Genomic DNA, 18,376 nt, shown 5'->3' on the forward strand with positions numbered 1-18,376 from the left:
GAGCGCTTGCCATACGGATGCCGAGTTTTCGCCACTCACCTAGAGCGCGCTATGAACTTCTCGCCACAGCCAGCACCCGAGTGCCGCCGGCAGCATGAGCACGGCTAAGTCCAGGAAATACAGGCTGCTCAGGACGAAACTGTGCCGCTCTGTTGTTTTCTATCAGTGTATTCAGCGGTATGAAGAACTCTTCAAGGCGCTGGGCGTCAAAACTGAATAAGGAGAAATACCTTTAGGATTTCCTTAATATTCACGTCTCGATAGAAATGAAATAACCGGAAAGGCGAGTCACCCGCAGAATGACATGACAATCTCAATTGTCCACCACAATGTCCACAAAGGACGTACCGTGAAGTTCATCCAACAGTTTGCCGATCAGAATTTTCGACCAGCAGGAGCCGCAGCGCAGTTCCGAGGCAATGACAAAGCGCTTCAATTTCCTGTGACTCGCCAATTATTGATCACCCGCAACACGCGGCTTGCCCATGATGACGCCTGAATGGATTCACGAAACCACAAATTTCGATTGAAAATCTGCTTGAAGGGATATCCCCCGACCATCGCAATCGCAATCGCAATCGCAATCGCAATCGCAATGCGTGAATTATTAAATTTCAGCTCAATCTGTGGAATGCGTCATTTGCCAACCGGGGCTCTTCAGCGGAGAACGCTGCAGCCGCCGCGCCACGCCTAGCCAGAGGGAAGGCTCCGCACGATTCGTGCGACCCATCGTCGGCTTCCTGATGCCGCTGTCACGCTCGCGCGGAGAAATCGCAGCATTCCGCGACAACGCGGGCGATCTTTTCGTGGAAAGCCGTAGGGCCATCGTCCCTGTACATCACGCGGTAGGCCACGGTCGGAAGCGAGGGCAGGGTGTCGATCACGCTCAGTTGCCGGTTGCGTGATAGCGGCAGGAAATGGAGGGGCAGGTTCGCGATGCCCAACCCAGCCAGAACCATGCCACTCAACGCCGAGTTGCTGTTGCTTGAAAGGTGTTCCTTAGGCACTACGCCATGGCTAGCCATCCATTGCAGGATCAGGTCGCCAATGTAGGACTGCTCATTGAGCGTTAAGACGGTCATGCCAGCCAAAGTAGACAGGGGCACAGCCTTGCGGGCCTTGAGCAACGTTGGATGCACCATCCAAATCTGCTCCGATTCACCCACGTACTTCTGAATGAAACCATCGGTGCTCCTGGGCGAGGCAACACCTGGGACCACAATCATGTCGACCAGTGCGGCCGCCAACTGGCGCTTCAAGTGGTCACTGGAATCCACGCGTGGAAGCACAGTGACATGCGGATGCGACCTTCTCAGCTTGGCGATGAAACTGGGTAACCAAGTCAGAGCAACAAGCTCCGTGACTCCGAGTTGAAGTCTCCCGGCTACTGGTCGGTCTAGCGCCATCGATTCGACAAGCGCGGTATGCATTCGCAAGATCTCTGTGCTCCTCGCGAGGACGTCCCGCCCCTTGTCCGTCAGCCGCGCGCTTCGCCGGGATCGGTCGAACAGTTGCAAGCTGAACGCTTCCTCGACCTCCTGAACACGCTTTGAAATGGCGGCCTGCGAAGTGCAAAGCTTGCGTCCGGCGGCTTCGAAGCTACCGAGCTTATCGACCCAGTAGATAGCTTCCATCTGCTTGATGGTGATCATCTTGCCGCCTGGATATCATAAAAAAAAGTTGTGGGAAATTATAAATTTATATCGCTTTTTATTCTGAAACTGGACCTCTAGGATCGCGCTGTTCTCCATCCGAAGCAGAGATGACTCCAGTGCCATATCTCACGCCAGCACCCGATCGCAACCCTCGGCGCCCGAAATTCAAGCTTCCGGCCGGGGCAATCGATTCGCATTTCCATGCGTTCGGACCGGCAGACCGCTACGCCTTCCATCCGAAGAGCAAGTACGTCGCCGAGCGGTCGTCACCGGAGGACTACTTCGAACTCCAGGCTGCAGTAGGCCTGGAGCGAGGGGTGTTCGTAAGTGGTGGCGGGTACGGGCCGGACTTCCGGTTCATGGCGGACACCCTGAGAGCGCACAGCCGCAGGCTCCGGGGTGTGGCGCTCCTACCTGAGGACGTTTCCCGCCACGACTTGTCCATGCTGGATTCGCTCGGTGTGCGCGGAGCCCGCTTCGCCAGCCCTGCACATGGTGGCGTCATGCCAGCGTTTTCGAAGAGCGTTGCACACAAGGTCGCCGATTTGGGATGGCACATTCAGTTTTATCCGCACTCAAGCGACTTCATGGATTTCGCACCGCGTCTGCTGGACCTGCCGAACATCCTCGTGCTGGATCACTTCGCGTCCATACCAGCTGCAGACGGAATCAACCAGCCTGCGCTCAAGGTCCTGCTGAAGATGCTGGACAGCGGCCGTGTCTGGGTGAAGCTGTCCGGCCCTATGCGTTGCACAGGAACGGAGCCGCCCTACCGCGAGGTCACACCCATCGCCCGTGCGCTGGTAGCGCACGCACCTCACCGGCTTGTCTGGGGTTCCGATTGGCCGCACGTGAATATGCATGGCAGAACCATGCCCAATGATGGGGATCTGCTGGATCAACTCGCGGATTGGGTTCCTCATGAAGCCCAACGCAACGCTGTGCTGGTCGACAACCCGAGCCGGCTCTACGGCTTTGAAGGGAAGCTGCTGGGCGCCTGAATGGAATGAATTAGCTGAAAAGGCTTTGGAGACATAAACATGGTTCGCAATTTCGCGCGCATTCGACAGACGCTTCTACTTCTTGGGGCCTTGGCGGCAATGCTCCCCGGTACGGTCACTGCGCAGTCCCGCGAATACCCGAACCGCCCCATTCGCCTGATCGTTGGATTTGTTGCAGGTGGGCCATCGGACATTCTGGCGCGCCTGATCGCACGCGAATTGAACGTCACTCTTGGGCAACCAGTGGTCGTGGACAACAAGCCGGGCGCTGACGCCAACATCGCGATGGACACCGTTGCGCGCTCCACCCCGGACGGCTACACGCTGTTGCTCGCTCAGAGCGGTATGACCATAAATCCAGCCATGTATGACAGCTTCAAACTGCGGCCCGACAAGGATTTCACGCCTATTGGAATGATCGGAGAAGCAGCGAATGTGGTGGCAGTCAACAGCAGTGTTCCAGTTCGATCGGTCGAGGAACTCATTGCCTACACCAAGGCTAATCCCGGGAAGCTCAACTTCGCCTCGAGTTCAAGTCCCACGCGCTTGGCGACCGAAATGCTCAACACCATGGCGGGCACGAAGATGATGATGATTCCTTACAAGGGAACACCGCCCGCCGTAACCGATCTTCTGGCCGGCAACGTGCAGGTCCTGATCAGCAGCGTCACGACACTGCAGCCACAGCGGCAGGACAGGCGACTGCGTTTCCTAGCGACGACTGGCAGCAAGCGCGCTGGCCTCATGAGTGATTTGCCCACCGTGGCAGAGAGCGGCATCCCGGGTTACGAAGCGGTGACTTGGTACGGACTCGCGGGGCCCGCCAAAATGCCATTCGATGTCGTCGGGAAACTTGAGAAGGCGCTTAACGCTGCGCTGACAAAGCCGGAATTGCTCGAGCAGATGCGTGGATTGGGCCTCGATGTCCGGCAGCGGACACCTGCTGATTTCGCACGCTTCCTAAAGGCGGATCTCGCAAAGTGGGAAGATGTCGTCGCGAAGTCGGGCGCGAAAGCGGAATGACGCGTGAAACGCGTCCTCGCGCCGCTGAATCCTCTGCGGTCTTTTGAGGCCGCAGCACGGCTCCTGAGCTTCACCGCCGCGGGCGACGAACTCAGCGTGACCCAAGCGGCCATCAGCCGGCAGGTTCGCGTGCTGGAGCAGTACCTTGGCCAAGAGCTCTTTTTGCGGCACGCACAGACCATCGAGTTGACGGCGGCTGGCGCACGCCTATATCCAGCCATCAGCCGAGCTCTGGACGACCTGGCGATCGCAACCGCGCAAGCCAGTCGTCGCCGCAGGCAGGAGGTGTTGTCAATCCAAGCCTTCAGCACATTCTCGCAGTGCTGGCTGATCCCCATGCTGTCGGAGTTTCAGGCGTTGCACAGCGACATCGATGTGCACCTGTCTGCATCATCGGCACGCGTGAACTTCGACCACCAAGACGTCGATGCGGCGATCTACTCCGGCATCGTCGAGGAAAGAGGCGTACAAGCCGATTTTCTGACGCCGATCGAACTCATCCCGGTCATGAGCCCCGCATTGCTTGAGCGCCTGCCGGGTCATCAGGCCAATCTTTCCACGTTGAAGTTGCTCCACTCGCTGTCCCGCCCCTCGGGCTGGAACGACTGGCTTCATGGTGCCGGCATGGGACATGTCGACGGCCACAGTGGACACAAGTTCGAGAACTCCGCCATGGCGTTCGAGGCGGCCGTCCAGGGTGCAGGCGTGGCCTTGGGTGTCAAAGTGCTGGTCGAGCACTACCTTTTGTCGGGCGCGCTCATCGCGCCTTTCGACCATGTGCACGTTCTTGCGGGTGGCTACTACTTGGTTAGTCCCACCTCTCGCCCCACGTCACGCGCCTTGAGGGTGTTCCGGAGCTGGTTGCTTGAATCCCTCTCAGCCACGGCAAGACCCGTATCTTGAATCGTTGACGCGGGCACTACGCAGCCCGACAAAAGGTCGATGTGCGGGTACTAGGCTCCGCAGCTCGGCAGCTCGGCAGCACGGCAGTTCGTCGGGGCGAAAGCCTGCCTTCAGCACTTTCGAATGCGCGGGGATACGGTGCATCGAGACATGGCGCGCGCGAGCGGGCGCTGGCCACCCTCGCCATCCATAAGCCAAGCTTATCGAAAAACAACGAAAGTCGGACTTACACCGCTCTTGCCGCTTGACGATACTGCCCGCCAGCCGTCCGCGGTTCCGAAATAGACCTCCCGACGATTGCTTGAACGCAATGCCTTTCGCTTAGCCATGGAAACCAGTCCACCGAGCATCACCGCCATCGATAGTCACGCACACGTGTTCGTGCGCAGTCTGCAGCTGGCATCGCGGCGCCGGCATGCACCCGACTATGACGCGACGTTAGCCGAGTACCTGGCATTGCTCGACGCCCACGACGTGTCGCACGGAATACTTGTTCAGCCGAGCTTTCTCGGTACCAACAACGGCTTCATGCTCGAAGCGATACGCGCGCAACCACAGCGCTTGCGCGGGGTTGCAGTGATCGAAGCGGATACCAATGACGACGAACTGCTTGCGCTAGCCAATGGTGGCATCGTCGGCATCAGGCTCAACCTGATCGGTATGCCGACTCGCGACTACACGCGCGGCGCATGGCAGCGGCTGTTTGGGCGCATTCGAGCGTTCGACTGGCACGTGGAGTTGCATTGCGAACTGTCCGAACTGGCGCACGCCGGGCAGGCTGTGCTAGATGCCGGCTGCAAGCTGGTAGTGGACCATTTCGGCCGGCCAACTCCGGTAGGCAATGAGGGCCTCGACTGGCTATTGAATTGTGCGCACGGCAATAGCACTTGGGTGAAGCTCTCCGCAGCCTATCGAAATTGGCCCGACGCACAGGATTCTTCGGCCTTCGAAGCCGCACAAGCCCTGCTTCACAGCTTTGGCGCTGCTCGCCTCGTATGGGGCAGCGACTGGCCTCACACGCAACACCGCGATGTCGCCAACTACGCAGCATCCCTCGACGCGCTGGCCCGGTGGGTGCCGGATGCCGCAGAGCGACGCCGCATCCTGATCGACACACCGGCTCAACTATTTCACTTTTCATCTGGAGACATTTATGCGCAATAAGACACCGCGCCAGCAACGATTCGCACATTTCGCCGCGAGCGCCGCAATGTTGCTGGCGGCGCTGGGTGCTCAGGCTCAGACTTGGCCCGCCAAACCTGTCAAACTGGTCGTGACATATCCACCTGGCGGGACGGTCGACGCCGTTGCGCGCGTCATCGCCCCCAAGCTGTCGACGCGGCTTGGTCAGCCCGTCGTTATCGACAATCGAGCTGGAGCCGGCGGCGCGATCGGCGGTGATGTCGTCGCAAAGAGCCCGGCAGATGGGTACACCGTATTGTTCGACGCCTCCAACCACGCACAGAACCCTGCCCTGCGCAGCAAGATGCCGTTTGACACGCTGCGCGACTTCGCCAGCGTATCGCTGCTTGTCAAGGTGCCCAATGTCCTGGTGGTGAATCCAGCAACATCGATCAACAGCATTAAGGATTTGATGGTGCAGGCCAAGGCCAAGCCTGGGGGGATCGACTACGCCTCGTCAGGGAACGGATCTGCGCAGCACCTCGCCGCGGAACTGTTCTCCTCAATGGCTGGTGTAAAGATTAACCACGTGGCCTACAAAGGCGGCGGTCCCGCACTCACTGACGTGATGGCCGGCCAGGTGCCGGTATTCTTCGCCAGCCTAGCCTCCAGCCTGCCTTATATCCAGAGCGGAAAACTGCGCGCGGTGGCTGTAACCGGCAAGACGCGCTCGCCTGTGCTGCCGCAGGTGCCGACCGTGGCCGAATCGGGCTTGCCGGGCTATGAGGTCTACGAATGGAATGGGGTATTTGTGCCGGCCGCCACGCCGGCTCTCGCTGTCGAGCGCCTGTCGAAGGAGCTCGCCGCGGTGCTAAAGGAGCCCGACGTCCGTACTCGCCTGGAAGCCATGGGTGCCGAAGTCGTCGGGTCCGGCCCTGCCGAGCTCGACGCCTTTCGCCGCGCCGAACTGAGCAAATGGAGCAAACTGGCGAAGGACAACAAGATTCAACTTGACTAGCACCTCAAGGCCGCAGCAGCGCCGCAAACATGTCTGCAAAGGTCGGGCGCGAGCGCGCCAACCACATGGCAGCAAGTTCAAAAGACGGCAGGCCGGCCCCGTCACGCACCTCGGCGTAGCGGACACCCTCATGCCGCAACGCGCGTACCGAGCGCGGAAGAAGGGACCACCCTAACCCGGCAGCTACGCAGGCCAGCACCGTGAGGGTGCGGCTCGCATCTTGCACGACGCGCGTGTCGTGGCCGGCGCTACGAAGCGCACCGAGCATCTGTGTACGCAAGGTTGGAATATCCTGCTCGGGAAACCACACCAAGCCCTGCTTGGATATCTCGGCCATCGACACGCAGCCGTCGGCCGCCAGTTCGTAGTCCGACGGCAATGCCGCCAGCATGGGCTCTGCACCGACGCGCAGTTCGCGGATCCGAGCACTCACGGCCACTGGAGGGTGCAATAGGGCGATGTCGATGCGCCCGCCCTCCAATGCATCAACCTGCTCGGCGTTGCTCATCTCGCGCAGTAGCACGTCGAGTTGCGGGTGCTCCGCGCGCAGCCTGCGAAGAGCGCGTGGCAACACATCGTAGACGGCATGCGTAACGAAACCGATCGTCAGACGTCCCGCGCGCCCGGCCCCCATGGCACGGGCTCGCTCGACTGCAGCGTCGCCATGTGCAAGAGCCGCTCGCACGTCGCCGACTACCGCCAAGCCAACTTCGGTTAGCAATGCGCCACTCCGGCCGCGTTTGAACAGCTTGGCGCCGATCTCTTGCTCCACACGATTGAGCGTCTGGGTCAACGCTGGCTGCGCAAGCCCGAGTCGCTCTGCCGCGCGTGTCAGGCTTCCGGCCTCCGAGATCGCAACGATGCAGCGCATCTGCCGTGTGTCCATGGATTGGATTGTAGTAAGCGTGGCCTCAGCGCCCAATTGAGCTGACCGAGAGGTCAATTCAGCATGTGTCCATGATGCAATGAACTGCTGCCGGTCTGGTAGACAAACCCCGTCTATCCAGACCGCATCAGCTCACTTTTGGTGCTGCGCAACCTACGCCCGCACGTCATCATCGGCGTTTGTCTAGTGCTTGGCTTCGCGCTTGCTGCTGGCGATCAAGTGCTCGACAAGAAGTCGAGAGCCTTCAGTCAATTTTTCCATATCTCTGACTCCGATCTGCAGGGTTCGCACTGCCCATGAATCCTGCAACTCAATCAGATGAACCCTCCCCGCCTGGAGGACATCGCTGGCCATTTCTTTTGGAATGATGCTGATACCCAATGCTGCTTGCACCATTCTGAGTACCGCATCCAATCCCGCTACACGCACTTTGGGATGGAACGGTACGTTCAGCCTGGAGGCCTCCGCGACGCACAAGCTGTCGATGGAACTCCCTTCGCGCATCCCAACCCAGTCTTCCTCGACCAAGTCCGAAAACTTGAGCCCGAGGGCCTTCTCGAGTCGATGACCTGGCGGCAACGCAACACAGAGATGATCTGTACGGTAGGCGTGCAGTTCCAGACCCGCAGCAGCAATGTTTCCACCGAAGATTCCGATGTCCGTTTCGTTGTCCAGGACTGCACGGACGATCGCAGGGCTGATTCTTTCCTGCAGGTCAAATTTGACGTGTGGGTGGACCTTGGAGAAGTCGGCAAGATCTTGTGGGAGGAACTCCGATATTGCAGAGATGTTGGCGTAGATCCGGATGTGACCTCTCGCCCCCTTCGCGTGGGCCATAAGCTCGGACTCCATCGCATACAGGCCGCGTTGCAGCCCTCGTGCATGCCTCAAAAGCGCGTGGCCAGAGGCAGTCAGATCCACTCCCTTGCTGTGGCGCCGTAGCAAGGTGACCTTGAGCGAATCTTCGAGATCCGAGATGCGCTTACTAACTGCCGACAGCGCAATATGATTTCGCTCTGCCGCACGGGCGAGACTTCGTTCTTCAGCAACCGAGATGAAAACGTTCAGGGAGAAGAAATCGAAATGCTTGCTCAACAGGTTCATGACTTTCTCCCTGGCGAACCGAGAACGCCAATCAACTGCCTCTACCAAGCGGGGCTGCTGTCTCCCAGATTTCCGGCAGGCAACGCCCAGCGCACCGGCGCCCCCACGATCGTGTACGGTGGCAGTAGGCGCCGAGCCGGCCCCCACGGCGTTTGCTCGATCTCATCAGAGTAGTCACTCGCCCGCTCATTGCGCAAGGCCGTGGTCTCACGCAGGCGTGGAGCACTGTGTTGCGTGAACATAGCCGCTGTACGCGCCAGCGACGCTCTTATGCTGCTGCCGCCCCCATGGTCGACCCTGCGCGTGAGCCCAGTTAGCACTGCAGCGGCCAGCAGGTATCCTGTTGCATGGTCCAGGGCCTGCACGGGCAACGGCGTTGGCTCTAATCTGTTCTGGGCTCGCATGCCCGCTTCGGCGATGCCTGAGCTCATCTGAACAAGGCTGTCGAAACCGCGACGGACTCGCCAAGGTCCGGTCCAGCCGTACGCATCCAGACTAACGTCGACCAGGCAGGGATTCAATTCACGTCTTCGGTGCGCCCCGAGTCCGAGCTTTTCAAGCGCGTCACCGCGGTAGCCGTGCACCAGTACGTCGGCTTCCGAAAGCAGGCGTTCAAAGGTCGCAAGACCGCCGCTGCTGCGCAGATCCAGGCGTGCGCGCTTTTTTCCCAGCGTGACCTCGGGTGCGACAACGGGTTCTTCCCAGTCGATAGGATCGATGCGGAGGACGTGAGCACCATAGCCGGCCAGAAATCGAGTTGCCACGGGACCAGCAAGGATGCGAGTCAGATCCAGCACGCGTATGCCACGCAACGGTTGCTCCATATCAAGGGGCCAATCCGCCGGCATTGCTCCGGCTCCCGATTCTTGGATCGCCAGCAACGGTTCAAGGCTCACCGCTCGTCCCTGAGCGTGAGTTGCCCACGCTTGCGCACTGCGCATCTCTGCGGCGCATCCGCCCTGCGCAATGACTTCTGTTTCCAGATCGCCCGCATTCATGGTGCGCACCGCTGCCGCAACCGTCTCGCGGCGCATGCTGCCGTCGTTCGAATTCAGTGCGAGCGCACGTAGCGCCGCCGAACGATGCAGAGGCGCATTGGTGTGCAGCTTGATCCAACCATCGCGTGCTTCGTAGTCGCCCGCGATGGCGTCCCACGTGGGGGGGAGCGACCACCCCTGAGGCTGAATAGATTGCCTGAACCAACGAGAGGCAAGCACGCGGTCGACCTGCACCGCTGGAACACGGCCGTGACGGCGCGCGATCAGCGACGCCATCGACAATGCGGCTGCGCCGACACTGGCCGCGGCCAGGTCCGTCACGGCATAGACCGACGCCAAGTCGCCCTCTCCGACTGCGCGCAAGTGCGCCAACAGCTCGGCAGGCTGCCCCAGTGCCGCCCAAATCTCTCGCAGCATTCCCGTGCCTTCCAAGCCAAATCCTTCCTGGATATGACCTTCCCTCGGGGTCAAGGGCTTCTGCTCCTTCTCGGATTCGTCTCGCTGCATTGCTGCTTCCCTGGATGATTGATGACTTGGTTACCGGATCGAGGCATCATCCTTCCGTGCCCTCCTTGTTGTCAATATTGATTGATTTGATCAACATCGACTTCCATCGCTGCCATTCACGATGAACGCAAACACAACTCCGTCCTTCCTGGACGCCGCCGAGGCCTCGGCTCGCTTGGGAATCACGCGCGCAACCCTGTACGCATACGTCAGCCGCGGCCTCTTGCGGGCACATGCACCCGAACTGCCCTCCGATCGCAAGAGCAGGTACCTTCATTCCGATGTTGAGCGGTTGGCAGGTGAGCGCAAACGCGGTCGCAAACCCAAGGAAGTGGCTCGAGCAGCCCTGAACTGGGGCGTACCTGTGCTGGAATCCGGGATCACACTCATTTCCCAGGGCTGTCTGTACTACCGAGGCATCCCGGCAGTGGAGCTCGCGGCAGAGGCCACGCTTGAAGAGGTCGCGGCATTGCTATGGCCTGGTGACGTAAGGCAAGCCTTTGGCCCGGAAGCGCCGAAGCCGGGTCCGCTTTGGCGAGCCGTTCTGGCGCATCACGCAGCGCGATCGATCGAGCAGCGTTTGCTCCCACTTTTCACGGTCGCGAGCGAAGGCCTTGACGCAGGAGCCTGGGAACAAGCACCCGCAGTCATGGCGCAGGGCTGCGGCGCCTTGCTGCGCCTCCTCGCAGCGAGCATGCTGGGGCGCCAACCCGCAGCCTTGCCGATACACCAGCAATGCGCGCGAGCATGGAAGCTGGATGATGACGGCGCCAGGCTGCTGCGAATGGCCTTGATACTGTCCGCGGACCACGAGTTGAACGCATCCAGTTTCACCGTGCGCTGCGTCAGCTCTGCGCAGGCTACCGTACGACTCGCGATCATCGCGGGATTGGCTGCGCTGGCCGGTGCCGGGCACGGCGGTATTACCTCGCGGGTCGAGGCACTGTTCGATGAACTAGAGGGTCACCGCGATCCTCGTCCGCAGATACGGCTGCGTCTCGCTCGTGGCGAAGCGTTGCCCGGGTTCGGCCATCCACTCTATCCACGCGGCGACGTCCGCGCGCATGCTCTCCTGGCTCAATTGCCTCCCCGCAACGCCACATGGCGGCGGATCGTGGATTCCGCGCACGACCTGACGGGACTAGAACCCACGCTCGACGTAGCGTTGGTTGCGCTTCGGCGCCATCTGCATCTCGCGCCCGGTACTGCATTCGGACTTTTCGCTTTGGGGCGCACGGTGGGTTGGATCGCACATGCGCTTGAACAGCGCGACTGCGCCGAACTGATAAGGCCTCGAGCAACCTATACAGGTCCAATGCCTCAAGACAACTGAGATACCCGAACCACGCAGGGCTGACTAGCTGTCGTCGCTAAGCGCTCTTTTGCGCAGTTGACGGATGCCTCTAGGGACTGCAGCGCGTTGATCTGCGCTGAGCCGTCATCGGATGCGGTACGGCAACTGCGTCGTCAGGCGGCAAGCTTCGGCGGAGTGCGGCCCGGGCGGTTGTCACGAGGGTTGACCAATGGCGGGGCGTTGCTACGCAAGTGAACCGTCGTGCGCGTTGCGTCGAACATCGTAGAGGCTGATGGGCTACCTGAGCGCGAATACGTGGGAGAGTTCCAACGCGCTCCCAAACAAATCTCGCCCAGGAATGGCTATCCTCTAATCACAACGATTTCTCCAAACCGTCATCTTCGGAACATGGAACTGAGACAGCTTCGATATTTCGTCAAGATCTGCGAGCTTCGCAGCATGGGCCGTGCGGCGGTTGAGTTGAGCGTGGTGACCTCTGCGCTCAGTCAGCAAATCAGCCGGCTCGAAAGTGAGCTGAGCACACGCCTATTGCAGCGTAGTCCGGCCGGTGTTGTGCCGACCGCCGCCGGAGTGGCCTTCTTGCACCAAGCTCAACTCGTTTTGCGCCACGCAGAAGATGCAGTTCGCGCAGCACAGCAAGGTCGACTCTCCGGCCACGTCAGTGTGGGTTTGGCACCCACCACAGCCGCGGTGCTCGGCGTACCCCTGATTCGAGCGATGCACGAACGTTACCCAGAAGTGAGCCTGCACTTGGTTGAAGCGCTCTCTGGCCATCTGACGACAATGCTGCAGGCTCGCCAACTGGACATGGCGATACTTTTCCAGACCGATACGCCTCGCCGCTGGAGCGTCACACCTTTGCTCGACGAGAAGCTGTTTGTGATTGCTGCACCCACGCTCGCTGGTGGACCCCGCGGCAAACGGACCCGTCTATCGCAGCTGAAAGAACTGCCCCTTATCCTTCCAAGTGTCAATCACGGTCTACGCGCCACACTCATGGGCGCATTCGCGCGCGTACATGTACAGCCCCACATCGTGGCCGAGGTAGATGGACTCGCGCTATTGATGGATGCCGTGCGGGCCGGCTATGGAGCGACCATCCAACCTGGCGCCGCTACGGCGCGTCATGACCCTGAGAACCTCGTACTGACCGAAATCTCTGACGCTCATGTCGGTCGGCGCAATCTTCTGGTGAGCCTCTCTGACGACGAGCTGTCACCGGTTGCGTTAGCCACGCGCATCATTGTGGCTGAAACGGTTCGAGAGCTGGCAAGTACGGGGCGCTGGGCGGGCGCAAGTCTTCTCAAGAACTGAACACGTCTTGCCGCCTTCGACCTTTCGTCCAAAAGGCTGACCACATACAGTCTCCTGCATTCCAAGGAGACCCACGAGTGATCGATGTACTGGTTGTCGGTGGCGGCAATGCCGCGCTGTGCGCCGCGCTGATGGCGCGCGAAGCCGGCGCTTCGGTGCTGCTGCTGGAGGCCTCGCCCAAAGAATGGCGCGGCGGCAATTCGCAGCACACCCGCAACCTGCGCTGCATGCACGACGCGCCGCAGGACGTGCTGGTCGAGGCCTACCCTGAAGAGGAGTACTGGCAAGACCTGCTGAAGGTGACCGGCGGCCTCACCAACGAGCACCTGGCGCGCCTCGTGATCCGCGCCTCGTCGAACTGCCGCGACTGGATGCGCCGCCACGGCGTGCGCTTCCAGCCGCCGCTGTCGGGCGCGCTGCACGTGGCGCGCACCAACGCCTTCTTCATGGGCGGGGGCAAGGCGCTCGTCAACGCCTACTACCGCAGCGCCGAAGCGCTCGGGGTGCAGATCCGCTACGACACGCCCGTGGCCTCGGTCGAGCTCGACGGCGAGCGCTTCGTGGCCGTGCGCACCGAGGCCGGCGAGCGCGTCGCGGCCAGGAGCTGCGTGCTGGCCTCGGGCGGTTTCGAATCGAACCGCGACTGGCTGCGCGAAGCGTGGGGGCAAAACGAACGCGGCGAATGGCCGGCCGACAACTTCCTCATCCGCGGCACGCGCTTCAACCAGGGCGTGCTGCTCAGGCACATGATCGCCGCGGGCGCCGACAGCATCGGCGACCCGTCGCAGGGCCACATGGTGGCCATCGATGCGCGCGCACCGCTGTACGACGGCGGCATCTGCACGCGCATCGATTGCGTGTCGCTCGGCGTGGTGGTCAACCGCGACGCGCGGCGCTTCTACGACGAGGGCGAAGACTTCTGGCCCAAGCGCTATGCGATCTGGGGCCGGCTCGTGGCGCAGCAGCCGGGGCAGATCGCGTGGTCGGTCATCGACCAGCAGGCGATCGGTCGCTTCATGCCGCCGGTGTTCCCCGGCACGCAGGCCGGCACGCTCGGCGAACTCGCGCAGAAGATCGGCCTGGACGAAGCCACCTTCGTGCGCACCGTGCAGGACTACAACGCCGCCTGCCGCGTCGGCCGCTTCGATCACACCGCGCTGGACGACTGCCACACCGAAGGCCTCGCGCCCGCCAAGACGCACTGGGCGCGCCCGATCGACACAACGCCCTTCCATGCGTATCCGCTGCGCCCCGGCATCACCTTCACGTACCTCGGCCTGAAGGTGGACGAGACCGCCGCCGTGCGCTTCGGTGGACGCCCGAGTCCCAACCTCTTCGTGGCCGGCGAAATGATGGCCGGCAACGTGCTGGGCAAGGGCTACACGGCCGGCGTGGGCATGAGCATCGGCACGGCCTTCGGCCGCATCGCCGGCACGCAGGCAGCGAAGGCCGCCAAGAACATTTCGAAGAAATCCCCGGAGACCGCCCTTGCAGCAGCTCACTGACCTCGTCGCACGCGCCCGTGCGGATGCCGATGGCATCGGCAGCGCCCCGCCATCGCAGCGCGTGATCCCGATCCAGCCCGCCCTGCCGTTGACCGCGAGCGAGGGCGAGGTCGCGCGCATCCTGCAGATCTGCAACGCCTGCCGCTACTGCGAGGGCTTCTGCGCCGTGTTTCCCGCCATGACGCGCCGGCTCGAATTCGGCAAGGCCGACACGCACTACCTCGCCAACCTGTGCCACAACTGCGGCGCCTGCCTGCATGCCTGCCAGTACGCACCGCCGCACGAGTTCGCCGTGAACGTGCCACAGGCGATGGCGCAGGTGCGCCTGCAGACCTACCACGACTACGCCTGGCCGCCCGCGATGGGCGCGCTCTACAAGCGGGCCGGGCTCACCGTCGCATTGGCACTGGCGGGCGGGCTCGCGCTCTTCCTCGTGCTGGCCGTGGCGATGTCGGGTTCGCTCGTGCACGCGCCGCTCGCGGGCAACTTCTACGCGATCTTTCCGCACAACTTCCTGGCACTGGTGTTCGGCGCGGTGTTCCTGTTCGTGATGTTCGCGCTGGCCATGGGTACGCGCCGCTTCTGGCGCGAGGTCTCGCCCGCGAACGACCCGGGCAACGCCCCCGACCTGCCGGGTGTGCGCCGCGCAGCGAGCGCCGAAGCCGCGCACGACGCGCTGCGCCTGAAGTACCTCGATGGCGGCCATGGCGAAGGCTGCAACAACGCCGACGACCGCTTCACGCTCTGGCGCCGGCGCTTCCATCACTTCACCTTCTACGGCTTCATGCTGTGCTTCGCCTCCACCTGCGTGGCAACGCTCTACCACTACCTGTTCGACCTGCACGCGCCCTATGCGCTCACGAGTGCGCCCGTGCTGCTGGGCACCACGGGCGGCATCGGCCTCGTGATCGGCCCTGTCGGCCTGTTGTGGCTCAACCTGCGGCGCCATGCCGCGCACGGCGACGTGGCGCAGCGGCCGATGGACCGCGGCTTCATCGCGTTGCTGCTGCTCACGAGCCTCACGGGCCTGGCCCTGCTCGCATGGCGCGACACCCGCTTCATGGCACTGCTGCTGGCGGTGCACCTGGGCGTGGTGATGGCGCTCTTTCTCACGCTGCCCTACGGCAAGTTCGCGCACGGCATCTTCCGCTGCGCGGCGCTCCTGAAGTTCGCCATCGAGAAGCGCCTGCCCAGCCGGCTGCGGCTGGGTGCCGACTGAATGCAACCGACACAGAAAGGAACCCCGCGATGACGACCCCTGGCGTGCTCCAGATCCCATCCATGAAGGACCAATGCACCGCGGCCGAATGGCAGGCCCGCATCGACCTGGCTGCCTGCTACCGCCTCGTCGACCTGTACGGCATGTCGGACATGATGGCCAACCACATCTCCTCGCACGTGCCCGGCGAACCCGGCGCGTTCCTCATCAACCCCTACGGGATGATGTACGAGGAGATCACCGCGTCGAGCCTCATCAAGGTCGACGCCGACGGCCGCATCCTCTCGTCGCCCGACTTCGGCGAGCTGGCCTATGGCATCAACAAGGCCGGCTACGTGATCCACAGCGCCGTGCATGCCGCGCGGCCCGACGTGGCCTGCGTGATCCACACGCACAGCTGGGCGTCGATGGCCGTGTCCTCGCTCGAATGCGGCCTGCTGCCGCTCACGCAGACCGCCATGCGCTTTTTGAAGATCGGTTACCACGACTACCAGGGCGTGGTGCTCAACACCGAGGAGCAGGCCTCGCTGCTCGCCGACCTGGGCCAGAGCGAGGCCGTGGTCTTCCGCAACCACGGTGCGCTCGTGGTGGGCCGCAGCGTGGGCGAGGCCTTCAACTGGATGCACCGGCTCGAGCTGGCCTGCCGTGCGCAGATCGGTGCGATGTCGTGCAACACGCCGCTCCAGGCCGTGCCGCCGCACATCCTCGAAGAGACCTGGAACAACTACCAGCCCGGCACCCGCCGGCCCTACGGGCTCATGGAATGGCCGGCGCTGCTGCGCAAGCTCGACCGCATGGACCCGGGCTTTCGCGACTGACGCCACGCACACACCACAGAACAACAGAGACAACGCCCCATGCATAGAAGACACCTCCCCGCCGTGCTGTCGGCGCTCGCAGCGGCGGCTTTCGCCCTGCCCTCGCTACCCGCGCTCGCGCAGAAATTTCCGCAGAAGCCGATCATGCTCGTCGTGCCGTTCGCACCCGGCGGCAACCTCGACGTCGTCGCGCGCACCTTAGCACCGGCCATGGGCCAGATCCTCGGCCAGTCGGTGATCGTGGAAAACCGCGCCGGGGCGGGTGGCGCCATCGGCGCGTCGTACGTGGCGCGTGCGCAGCCCGACGGCTACACGCTATTGGTCAGCACGCCGAACGCGCTCGTGGTGCTGCCGCTGATGACGAAGACGACTTACGCGCTCGACAATTTCGCCCCCATCGGCCTCGCCGCCACCACGCCGCTGGTGATCGCGGTGCGCGCGCAAGGCCCGTACCAGGACATCGAAGCCGTGCTCTCGGCCGCGCGGGGCAAGCCGGGTCAGGTCACGGCCGGCCATGCGGGCCCCGGCACCACCAACCACATCGCGCTGCTGCAGCTCGAACAGGCCGGCAAGCTGAGTCTCAACACCGTGCCGTACAAGGGCTCAGCCCCGGCGCTCACGGACCTGCTGGGCGGGCAGATCGATCTTGTGGTGGACCAGCTCACAAGCTCCGCCGCGCACATCCAGTCGGGCATGCTGCGAGCGGTGGCCGTGATGTCGAAGGACCGCGACCCTGCATTGCCGAACGTGCCCACGCTACGCGAGGCCGGCCTGAAGGATTTCGACGCCACCACCGCGACCGGCCTGCTCGCGCCCACCGGCACGCCGCCCGACGTGGTCAACGCGCTCAACGCCGCGCTGCGCAAGGCGCTGGCCGACGAGACGGTCAAGCGCCGCCTCATCTCCGTCGGCAGCCCCGGCCAGCCCTCGTCGCCCGACGAATGGCTCGCGACGCTGAAGAAGGAAGACGCGAACGCCCGGCTGCTCGCGAAAAGCGGCAAGTTCAAGGTCGATTGAGAGGACGCGCGCACCATGACCCGCTCCTGCCTGCCTCCCCGCGATGCATTCACCCCGGTGTCGTTCGCGCTGCCGCCCGGCGCGTGCGACAGCCACGCGCATGTCTTTGGCCCCTACGACCGCTTTCCGCTGGCCGACGACCGCAGCTACACACCGGGCGAGTACCCGGGCGAAGCCTTCATCGCGCACATCGACCGGCTGGGTTTGTCGCGCGGCGTGCTGGTGACAGGCAGCGCGAGCGGCACCCACAACGGCGCCGTGCTCGCCGCGTTGTCGCAGTACCCCGACCGCCTGCGCGGCATCGCCGTGCCGCAGGCGGACACCACCGATGCGGAGCTCGACCGCTGGCACGCGGCGGGCATCCGCGGCGTGCGCTTCAACCTCTTCAAGCGTGACGGCCACGCCGTGTACCGCAACGGCGTGGGCATCGAAGTGCTCGAAGCGCTGGCACCGCGTCTCGCGGAGCGCGGCTGGCACGCGCAGATCTGGATCCACGCGCCCGACCTCGTCGAGCTGGCGCCGCGCCTGCTGCGCCTCGGCGTGCCGCTCGTGATCGACCACATGGGCCGCATGGCGGCATCGCGCGGCATCGATGACCCGGGCTTTCGCACGCTGTGCCGCCTGCTCGCCGAAGGCAAGGCCTGGACCAAGATCTCGGGCGCCGACCGCAACACCGGCATGGGCCCGCCCTACGCCGACATCGACTCCTTCGCCACCTCGCTGCTGCAGGCCAACGCCGAGCGCGTGGTGTGGGGCACCGACTGGCCGCACATCAACTACTTCGAAGCGCAGCAGGTGCCGGACGACGGCGCCCTCGTGAACCTGCTGGCGCGCTGGCTGCCCGACGAGGCGCTGCGGCGTCGCGTGCTGGTCGACAACCCGGCGGCGCTGTACGACTTTCCCCTGCCCGTGTAGAGCCCTGAAAAAAGGAGAAAAAATGAACCGAGACAAGCCCTCCTTCCTACTGCAAA

17 protein-coding genes are annotated in these 18,376 nt (G+C 62.9%); 13 read left to right on the forward strand and 4 right to left on the reverse strand.

Going from position 1 to position 18,376, the window contains the following annotated elements:
* The first annotated feature begins 349 nt into the window (after positions 1-349).
* The gene (locus AC07OX_RS04940; RefSeq protein ID WP_495260091.1) at positions 350-499 is read left to right on the forward strand and encodes a hypothetical protein; all 150 of its coding nucleotides are present in this window, start codon (positions 350-352) and stop codon (positions 497-499) included.
* A 253-nt stretch (positions 500-752) separates the two neighbouring features.
* Here the strand turns inward: AC07OX_RS04940 and AC07OX_RS04945 are convergent, their stop codons facing one another.
* The gene (locus AC07OX_RS04945) at positions 753-1,652 is read right to left on the reverse strand and encodes a LysR family transcriptional regulator (RefSeq protein WP_495260092.1); all 900 of its coding nucleotides are present in this window, start codon (positions 1,650-1,652) and stop codon (positions 753-755) included.
* 119 nt (positions 1,653-1,771) lie between these two features.
* Here AC07OX_RS04945 and AC07OX_RS04950 point away from each other — a divergent pair, with 119 nt between their 5' ends.
* The 5 genes from AC07OX_RS04950 (at position 1,772) to AC07OX_RS04970 (ending at position 6,722) form a co-directional block, all read left to right on the forward strand.
* The gene (locus AC07OX_RS04950; protein WP_495260093.1) at positions 1,772-2,656 is read left to right on the forward strand and encodes an amidohydrolase family protein; all 885 of its coding nucleotides are present in this window, start codon (positions 1,772-1,774) and stop codon (positions 2,654-2,656) included.
* Between the two features lie 39 nt (positions 2,657-2,695).
* Positions 2,696-3,679, forward strand: coding sequence for a tripartite tricarboxylate transporter substrate binding protein (locus AC07OX_RS04955; protein ID WP_495260094.1), 984 nt, complete (start codon positions 2,696-2,698; stop codon positions 3,677-3,679).
* 3 nt (positions 3,680-3,682) lie between these two features.
* Positions 3,683-4,582, forward strand: coding sequence for a LysR substrate-binding domain-containing protein (locus tag AC07OX_RS04960; protein ID WP_495260095.1), 900 nt, complete (start codon positions 3,683-3,685; stop codon positions 4,580-4,582).
* 327 nt (positions 4,583-4,909) lie between these two features.
* Positions 4,910-5,746, forward strand: a complete 837-nt coding sequence (locus AC07OX_RS04965; protein WP_495260096.1) for an amidohydrolase family protein — start codon at positions 4,910-4,912, stop codon at positions 5,744-5,746.
* Positions 5,736-6,722 carry a tripartite tricarboxylate transporter substrate binding protein gene (locus AC07OX_RS04970; RefSeq protein WP_495260097.1) on the forward strand — a complete coding sequence of 329 codons (987 nt, stop codon included), beginning with the start codon at positions 5,736-5,738 and terminating at the stop codon, positions 6,720-6,722. Before AC07OX_RS04965 ends, AC07OX_RS04970 begins: the two co-directional genes overlap by 11 nt.
* Positions 6,723-6,726: 4 nt before the next feature.
* Here the strand turns inward: AC07OX_RS04970 and AC07OX_RS04975 are convergent, their stop codons facing one another.
* The 3 genes from AC07OX_RS04975 to AC07OX_RS04985 all read right to left on the reverse strand — a co-directional run bounded on the left by AC07OX_RS04975 (position 6,727) and on the right by AC07OX_RS04985 (position 10,217).
* Positions 6,727-7,608, reverse strand: a complete 882-nt coding sequence (locus AC07OX_RS04975) for a LysR family transcriptional regulator (protein WP_495260098.1) — start codon at positions 7,606-7,608, stop codon at positions 6,727-6,729.
* Between the two features lie 183 nt (positions 7,609-7,791).
* Entirely contained in the window at positions 7,792-8,712 is a 921-nt protein-coding gene (locus tag AC07OX_RS04980) for a LysR family transcriptional regulator (RefSeq protein ID WP_495260099.1), read from the reverse strand.
* A gap of 41 nt (positions 8,713-8,753) precedes the next feature.
* A complete protein-coding gene (locus tag AC07OX_RS04985) occupies positions 8,754-10,217 on the reverse strand; it encodes a CoA transferase (protein WP_495260100.1) in 1,464 nt (487 codons plus the stop codon).
* Between the two features lie 121 nt (positions 10,218-10,338).
* Between AC07OX_RS04985 and AC07OX_RS04990 the strand changes: the two genes are divergently transcribed.
* The 7 genes from AC07OX_RS04990 (at position 10,339) to AC07OX_RS05020 (ending at position 18,320) form a co-directional block, all read left to right on the forward strand.
* Positions 10,339-11,550 carry a citrate/2-methylcitrate synthase gene (locus AC07OX_RS04990; protein WP_495260101.1) on the forward strand — a complete coding sequence of 404 codons (1,212 nt, stop codon included), beginning with the start codon at positions 10,339-10,341 and terminating at the stop codon, positions 11,548-11,550.
* Positions 11,551-11,919: 369 nt separating this feature from the next.
* Positions 11,920-12,846 carry a LysR family transcriptional regulator gene (locus tag AC07OX_RS04995; RefSeq protein ID WP_495260102.1) on the forward strand — a complete coding sequence of 309 codons (927 nt, stop codon included), beginning with the start codon at positions 11,920-11,922 and terminating at the stop codon, positions 12,844-12,846.
* A 77-nt stretch (positions 12,847-12,923) separates the two neighbouring features.
* Positions 12,924-14,351: an FAD-dependent tricarballylate dehydrogenase TcuA gene (gene tcuA, locus AC07OX_RS05000; RefSeq protein ID WP_495260103.1), complete on the forward strand. Its 1,428-nt coding sequence runs from the start codon at positions 12,924-12,926 to the stop codon at positions 14,349-14,351.
* Complete coding sequence (gene tcuB, locus AC07OX_RS05005; RefSeq protein WP_495260104.1) at positions 14,335-15,570, forward strand: tricarballylate utilization 4Fe-4S protein TcuB; 1,236 nt, start codon at positions 14,335-14,337, stop codon at positions 15,568-15,570. The genes tcuA and tcuB overlap by 17 nt, the downstream gene beginning before the upstream one ends.
* A gap of 29 nt (positions 15,571-15,599) precedes the next feature.
* Complete coding sequence (locus tag AC07OX_RS05010; RefSeq protein ID WP_495260105.1) at positions 15,600-16,388, forward strand: class II aldolase/adducin family protein; 789 nt, start codon at positions 15,600-15,602, stop codon at positions 16,386-16,388.
* 39 nt (positions 16,389-16,427) lie between these two features.
* Positions 16,428-17,405 (forward strand): tripartite tricarboxylate transporter substrate binding protein, encoded by a 978-nt coding sequence (locus tag AC07OX_RS05015; protein WP_495260106.1) that lies wholly within the window; start codon positions 16,428-16,430, stop codon positions 17,403-17,405.
* A 15-nt stretch (positions 17,406-17,420) separates the two neighbouring features.
* Positions 17,421-18,320, forward strand: a complete 900-nt coding sequence (locus AC07OX_RS05020) for an amidohydrolase family protein (protein ID WP_495260107.1) — start codon at positions 17,421-17,423, stop codon at positions 18,318-18,320.
* Positions 18,321-18,376: the final 56 nt, after the last annotated feature.

The sequence above is a fragment of the Variovorax sp. GW821-FHT09D07 genome, assembly GCF_059416345.1.

Bases quoted from the DNA above. Each gene is read 5' to 3' on its own strand.
- AC07OX_RS04955 (WP_495260094.1), top strand. From the start codon at position 2,696: ATGGTTCGCAATTTCGCGCGCATTCGACAGACGCTTCTACTTCTTGGG.
- AC07OX_RS04985 (WP_495260100.1), bottom strand. From the start codon at position 10,217: ATGCAGCGAGACGAATCCGAGAAGGAGCAGAAGCCCTTGACCCCGAGG.
- AC07OX_RS04975 (WP_495260098.1), bottom strand. From the start codon at position 7,608: ATGGACACACGGCAGATGCGCTGCATCGTTGCGATCTCGGAGGCCGGA.
- AC07OX_RS04945 (WP_495260092.1), bottom strand. From the start codon at position 1,652: ATGATCACCATCAAGCAGATGGAAGCTATCTACTGGGTCGATAAGCTC.
- AC07OX_RS05020 (WP_495260107.1), top strand. From the start codon at position 17,421: ATGACCCGCTCCTGCCTGCCTCCCCGCGATGCATTCACCCCGGTGTCG.
- AC07OX_RS04980 (WP_495260099.1), bottom strand. From the start codon at position 8,712: ATGAACCTGTTGAGCAAGCATTTCGATTTCTTCTCCCTGAACGTTTTC.
- AC07OX_RS04995 (WP_495260102.1), top strand. From the start codon at position 11,920: ATGGAACTGAGACAGCTTCGATATTTCGTCAAGATCTGCGAGCTTCGC.
- AC07OX_RS04990 (WP_495260101.1), top strand. From the start codon at position 10,339: ATGAACGCAAACACAACTCCGTCCTTCCTGGACGCCGCCGAGGCCTCG.
- AC07OX_RS05015 (WP_495260106.1), top strand. From the start codon at position 16,428: ATGCATAGAAGACACCTCCCCGCCGTGCTGTCGGCGCTCGCAGCGGCG.
- AC07OX_RS05010 (WP_495260105.1), top strand. From the start codon at position 15,600: ATGACGACCCCTGGCGTGCTCCAGATCCCATCCATGAAGGACCAATGC.
- AC07OX_RS04970 (WP_495260097.1), top strand. From the start codon at position 5,736: ATGCGCAATAAGACACCGCGCCAGCAACGATTCGCACATTTCGCCGCG.
- AC07OX_RS04965 (WP_495260096.1), top strand. From the start codon at position 4,910: ATGGAAACCAGTCCACCGAGCATCACCGCCATCGATAGTCACGCACAC.